This is a genomic window from Paratractidigestivibacter sp. (assembly GCF_052362415.1).
Taxonomy (GTDB): domain Bacteria; phylum Actinomycetota; class Coriobacteriia; order Coriobacteriales; family Atopobiaceae; genus Paratractidigestivibacter.
In genome coordinates this window covers 1-5,929 of sequence record NZ_DAWEMK010000085.1, presented here as the reverse complement: position 1 = coordinate 5,929, position 5,929 = coordinate 1, and the positions used below count along the sequence as shown (strand labels likewise).

At 69.4% G+C, this 5,929-nt stretch carries 5 protein-coding genes; all 5 read left to right on the top strand.

Going from position 1 to position 5,929, the window contains the following annotated elements:
* Positions 1–365, top strand: a 365-nt coding sequence (locus tag ACT84W_RS08185) for an ATP-binding protein (protein ID WP_444328847.1), incomplete at its 5' end; no start/stop codon positions are given.
* On the top strand, positions 352–1,284 hold the full coding sequence (locus tag ACT84W_RS08180) for a SigB/SigF/SigG family RNA polymerase sigma factor (RefSeq protein ID WP_444328846.1): 933 nt from the start codon (positions 352–354) through the stop codon (positions 1,282–1,284). The genes ACT84W_RS08185 and ACT84W_RS08180, both read left to right, overlap by 14 nt.
* Positions 1,281–2,588, top strand: coding sequence for an AI-2E family transporter (locus tag ACT84W_RS08175; RefSeq protein ID WP_444328845.1), 1,308 nt, complete (start codon positions 1,281–1,283; stop codon positions 2,586–2,588). Before ACT84W_RS08180 ends, ACT84W_RS08175 begins: the two co-directional genes overlap by 4 nt.
* Before the next feature lie 113 nt (positions 2,589–2,701).
* Positions 2,702–5,365 (top strand): alanine--tRNA ligase, encoded by a 2,664-nt coding sequence (gene alaS, locus ACT84W_RS08170; protein WP_444328844.1) that lies wholly within the window; start codon positions 2,702–2,704, stop codon positions 5,363–5,365.
* Positions 5,365–5,790, top strand: coding sequence for a Holliday junction resolvase RuvX (gene ruvX / locus ACT84W_RS08165; protein ID WP_432291208.1), 426 nt, complete (start codon positions 5,365–5,367; stop codon positions 5,788–5,790). The genes alaS and ruvX overlap by 1 nt, the downstream gene beginning before the upstream one ends.
* Positions 5,791–5,929: the final 139 nt, after the last annotated feature.

The window sequence follows — 5,929 nt, the reverse complement described above, 5'->3', positions numbered from 1 at the left end:
TCGCCCTCACCGTTCCCGCCGCCCCCGCGTACGCGCGCGTCGTGCGCATGTGCGCCGCCAGCCTCGCCGCCGTGGCCGACCTCGGCCTCGACGACGTCGAGGATGTCCGCATGGCGGCCGAGGAGGGATTCGTCTACGCCTGCGCCACGGGACAGGACTTCGTGGTGTGCAACTTCGCCCTCGTCGACGGTGAGATCACCATGGACTTCTCGCTCGGTGACGACCTCGACGCGGCGGACTCCGACCAGTCGCTCGAGCTCGTGGAGGTGCTCCTCGACGCTATCTGCGAGGACTTCGGCATCACGGAGGACGACCGCACCCTCTCGCTGGTCCTCTCGACGGGCGGTGCCCATGACGAGCGCTAAGGAGCCCGAGAAGGACAAGACGGGGAAGCCCGCCGTCGCCAAGGCCCCTGCGGCCGCCGCGGCCGAGGCCCCCGCCAAGGCGAGCGCACAGGTACCCGCTGCGTCCCGCGCCGATGCGTCCGCCGCGCGCCGCCGGCTGCGCCGCGTCTCCAAGGGCAAGCCTGCCTGGGACAAGGACCGCACCCGCGAGCTCTTCCGCCGCTACAAGGAGGAGGGCGACGAGGAGGCGCGCGAGCAGCTCATCGTGAGCCACGTGAACCTCGTCCGCTACATCGCCGCCAAGTTCAAGAACCGCGGCGAGCCGCTCGACGACCTCATCCAGGTCGGCACGATCGGCCTGATCAAGGCGATCGACCGCTTCGACCCGTCCCGCGGCCTCGAGTTCACGACCTACGCGACGCCCACGATCATGGGCGAGATCAAGCGCCACTTCCGCGACAAGGGCTGGACCATCCGCGTTCCGCGCCGCCTCCAGGAGCTCTCCGCCAAGGTGAACACCGTGACCGACGAGCTCACGGCCGAGCTGCAGCGCAGCCCCTCCATCGACGAGATCGCCGCGCGCCTGGGCACGACCCCCGACGAGGTGCTCGAGGCCATGGAGTCCTCCAGCGCCTACAGCTCGGTCCCGCTCGAGGGGCAGGGCGGCACGGAGGAGGACGACGCCCCCGCCGTCATAGACCGCTACGCGAGCGTGGACAACGACCTCGAGGCCTCCGACGACCGCATGATCCTCGAGGACGTCATCTCCGAGTTCCCCGAGGCGGACCAGCAGGCCATCCGTATGCGCTACCTCGACGGCATGACCCAGGTCGAGAATGCAAACAACCTCGGCAACTCGCAGGTGCAGGTATCGCGCATGTTGCGCCGCGCCCTGCGCCGCATCCAAGAGAAGATCGACCCCGAGGGGCTGATGCGATGAGCGCCAGCGAGGACCCCGGGGAGCTCTCCGAGCGCCGGCGCGAGCGCATCGAGCGCTGGCGCCCCCGTATGCTCGCCGTCTGGACGGTGGTCGGGGTCTTCATCGCGTCGTGGCTCATCATCGGCGCGCTCGGCTTCGTCCAGCAGGCGCTCGGGCTCATCCTCGTGGGCGGGGTCGCCGGCTTCATGTGCAGCCCCGTCACCAACCGCCTGGAGGACCACAAGGTCCCCAGGGGCCTCGCCGCTCTGATCTCGCTTGCCCTCCTGGTCGTGGGGGTCATCGTCCTCGTGTCGCTGATCGGCGGGCCCCTCATGCAGGAGCTTCTCGTGCTTTTGCGCAGCACCCCTGTGTACATCGAGCAAGCGCAAAGGGCCCTCGGAGAGTTCTGGAACACCTACGGTGAGTCCGCCGACCCGCGCGTCCAGAGCACCGTCAACCAGCTCGTGAGCGCGCTGTCGAGCACGGGGCTCTCGATGGCGAGCGACCTCGCGCGCCAGATCTCCACCGGCCTCGTCGAGAACATCTCGAGCATGGTCACCGACTTCACCACGGTGTTCCTCGGGCTCGTCCTTGCGTACTGGGTCGCCAAGGACTACCCGCTCATGGCACGCGAGCTCGCGGTCATCGTCGGTCCGCGCCACAGCCGCGACGTCACGCTCATGCTTGCCGTGCTCTCGCGCTCGACGGGCGGCTACATGTTCGGGACGCTCGTCACCTCCGTCGCCAACGGGCTCATGGTCGCGGCCGGCCTCGTCGCCGCGGGGCACCCCTACGCGGCCCTGCTCGGCGCGCTCACCTTCGTGATGCACTTCGTCCCCGTGATCGGTCCCATGGTCTCGTGCCTGCTTTCCGTGCTCCTCGGCCTGTTCGTGGGGCCGGGCCTCGCCTTCGCCGCGCTGGTCATCACCGTGGTCGCCCAGAACATCGCGGACAACGTGCTCTCGCCCGTCGTGATGCAGCGCTCCGTCCAGATCCACCCGGCGCTCTCGCTCGTGGGCATCATCGTGGGCGGTTGCCTCGGCGGCGCCCTGGGAATGGTCCTCGCCGTGCCCCTCACCGCAGCGATCAGGGGCTTCTTCGTGTACTTCTTCGAGACGAGGACCGGGCGGCAGATCGTCTCGAGCACAGGCGCGCTCTTCCGCGGCACGGAGTACAAGGAGCCCGACGGCTCCCCGTGCCCGGAGCTCGACGCGCTCGACGATGCGACGTTCTTCGAGGGCTCCCGCCTGCGCGGGGCGCTCTCTGAGGAGGACCGCGCAGCCGTAGAGGGCCACGCCGCGGGGCTTGTGGATCCTCGGAAGTAGTCTGAACAACTCCCGGCATACCGTCCGATATGTGCTTTTTTGCGAGGGTGTGGCTGCGCGGTATACTAGTCGATTGTATGCGCAGATTCACCGCCCGATCGCAAGGGAGACACATGAGCACCGCCGACTACAAGACTATGACCACCGCCGAGATTCGCGAGGACTTCCTCAAGTTCTTCGAGTCCAAGGGCTGCAAGCTCTGCCCGTCGTCCTCCCTCGTGCCCGACGACCCCTCGCTGCTGCTCGCAAACGCCGGCATGAACCAGTTCAAGGAGTACTACCAGGGCTCCAAGACCATGAAGGAGATCGGCGCCTGCTCCTGCCAGAAGTGCCTGCGCACGAACGACATCGATAACATCGGCGACGCCCGTCACCTCAGCTTCTTCGAGATGCTCGGCAACTTCAGCTTCGGCGGCTACACCAAGGCAGACGCCATCGCCTGGGCCTATGAGTTCATCACCTCGCCCGAGCACCTCGGCCTTCCCAAGGACCGCCTGTACATGACGGTCTTCGAGAACGACGAGGAGGCCATCGAGCTCTGGCACGCCCAGGGCGTCGACTACGACCACATCTCGCGCCTCGGCGAGGAGGACAACTTCTGGGCCGCCGGCCCGACCGGCCCCTGCGGCCCCTGCTCCGAGATCTACTTCGACCAGGGCGAGGAGTTCGGCTGCGGCAGCCCCGACTGCGCCCCCGGCTGCGACTGCGACCGCTACCTCGAGTTCTGGAACCTCGTCTTCACCCAGTACGACCGCCAGGAGGACGGCTCGATGCCCGAGCTGCCCCACCGCAACATCGATACCGGCATGGGCCTCGAGCGCATCGCCGCGATCATGCAGCACAAGGGCACGAACTACGACGGCGACCTGCTCCAGTCCCTCATCGGCGTGGGCGAGAAGCTCTCGGGCCACGAGTACGGCACCGACGCTGCCAAGGACCGCAGCCTGCGCATCCTCGCCGACCACTCCCGCGCCGTCACGTTCATGATCGGCGACGGAATCCTGCCCGGCAACGAGGGCCGCGGCTACATCCTGCGCCGCCTGCTGCGCCGCGCCGTCTACCACGCCCGTCTCATGAACATCCAGAGCCCGTTCCTCTCGACCTACGTCGACGAGGTCACGCGCCTCATGGGCGACAACTACCCCGCGCTCGTCGAGCAGAACGCCCTCATCCAGGACATCGTCCGCGCCGAGGAGGAGCGCTTCGGCGCTACGCTCGACGCCGGCGAGTCCATGCTCGAGGCCGAGTGCGCCAAGCTCGCTGAGGGCGCCGTGCTGCCCGGTGAGGTCGCCTTCAAGCTCCACGACACCTACGGCTTCCCCATCGACCTCACCCGCGAGATCTGCGAGGCGGCCGGCCACGAGGTCGACATGGAGGGCTTCGACGCCTGCATGACCGAGCAGAAGGAGCGCGCCCGCGCCGCCGCCAACCGCGACGCCTGGAGCAACTTCAACGACGTCTGGACCGGGCTTTCCGACAAGCTCGCCGCGACCGAGTTCTGCGGCTACGACGCCGACGCCGCCGACGGCTGCCGCGTGGTGGCCATCGTCGCGCGCGAGGCGGAGGCCGACGAGGCCCACGCCGGCGACGAGGTCAGCGTCGTCCTCGACCAGACCCCGTTCTACGCCGAGATGGGCGGCCAGTGCGGCGACACCGGTTACCTCACCGACGGCGGCAGCCTCAAGGTCCGCGTGAGCGACACCAAGGGCAAGAACGGCCTCTATGCCCACGTCGCGACCGTCGAGGAGGGCACGCTGCGCGTGGGCGACGTCGTGACCGCCGCGGTCGACCACGGCCGCCGCGAGCTCATCCGCCGTAACCACACCGCTACCCACCTGCTCGACGCCGCGCTCAAGCAGGTCCTGGGCGAGCACGTGAGCCAGGCGGGCTCCTTCGTGGGTCCCGATCGCCTGCGCTTCGACTTCACCCACTTCGAGGCCATGACCGCCGACGAGCTCGCGCGCGTCGAGGGACTCGTGAACGCAGAGATCTTCGCCGCCGAGCCCATCGTCACCCGCGTCATGGGGCTCGACGAGGCCAAGGCCTCCGGCGCCGTCGCGCTCTTTGGCGAGAAGTACGGCGAGACCGTCCGCGTGGTCTCCACAGGCGACTCCGACGCGCCCTTCAGCCGCGAGCTCTGCGGCGGCACGCATGCCCGCAACACCGCTGACCTCGGTCTCTTCAAGATCGTCTCCGAGAGCTCCGTCGGCTCAAACGCCCGCCGCATCGAGGCCGTGACCTCCATGGGCGCCATCGAGCACCTCGATGAGCAGCTCGAGCTCCTCGCCGGCGTGGCCCACGAGCTCAAGTGCCGCCCGGCCGACGCCGCCGAGCGCGTCGCGTCCCTCAACCACGAGCTGCGCGACACCCGAAAGAAGCTCGAGGCCGTCACGACCGGCGCCGGCTCCGACAAGGTCGCCGAGGCCTTCAGGTCCGCGGTCCAGCTCGACGGGTACAAGGCCGTCGTCGCGCGCCTGGACGGTCTTTCCGGCAAGGACATGCGCTCCGCCTGGGACGGCATCCGCGACGCCGCCGAGGGCGAGCCCGTCGCCTGCGTGATCGCATCGGCCACCCCCGACGGCAAGGTCGCGCTCCTCGCGGGCGCAACCGACGCCGCCGTCGCCTCCGGCTTCAAGGCCGGCGACATCGTGAAGAACATCGCCAGCCTCGTCGGCGGCCGCGGCGGCGGGCGCCCGAACATGGCGCAGGCCGGCGGCTCCGACGTGTCGGGTATCGACGCGGCGCTCGACGCGGCGCGCAAGGAGCTCGGCCTCTAGTGCGGGCGCTCGCGCTCGATATCGGTGAGGTCCGCGTCGGGGTCGCCGTGAGCGACCCCGCCGGCCGCGTCGCCTCGCCCGTCTGCGTCCTGCCCGCGGCCGAGGTCCTCTCGCATGCGCGCACCTTCGTGCGAGTCCTCGAGGACTGGGAGCCCGACGTGCTCGTCTGCGGCCGCCCGATGACCTTGGCGGGGGAGGAGGGCCCCCAGGCGGAGCGCATCATGGCACAGGCGCGCGCCATCGCCGAGCGCTGCGACCTTCCCCTCGAGTTCGCCGATGAGCGCCTGAGCTCGGCCGAGGCCAAGCGGATCCTGAGGGAGCAGGGCCTGAACGAGCGCTCGATGCGGGGCAAGGTCGATATGGTGGCCGCCTCGCTCTTCCTGCAATCCTGGCTCGACGCCAACGAAGCCCACGACAACGACTGAGAAGGCCCATCGATGACCACACCCAGCAACGACCAGCATCGTCCCCGCCACGCGGCGCACTTCTCGGCGCCCGCGGCGGGCCAGGCCCCGCGCCCCCAGGGCGCCCAGCCCCGCCCGCGCCAGGCGGCGCCTTCCGGGC

What these genes read in the sequence shown, in the direction of transcription:
- ACT84W_RS08180 (WP_444328846.1), top strand. Translation starts at nt 352, where the DNA reads ATGACGAGCGCTAAGGAGCCCGAGAAGGACAAGACGGGGAAGCCCGCC.
- alaS (WP_444328844.1), top strand. Translation starts at nt 2,702, where the DNA reads ATGAGCACCGCCGACTACAAGACTATGACCACCGCCGAGATTCGCGAG.
- ACT84W_RS08175 (WP_444328845.1), top strand. Translation starts at nt 1,281, where the DNA reads ATGAGCGCCAGCGAGGACCCCGGGGAGCTCTCCGAGCGCCGGCGCGAG.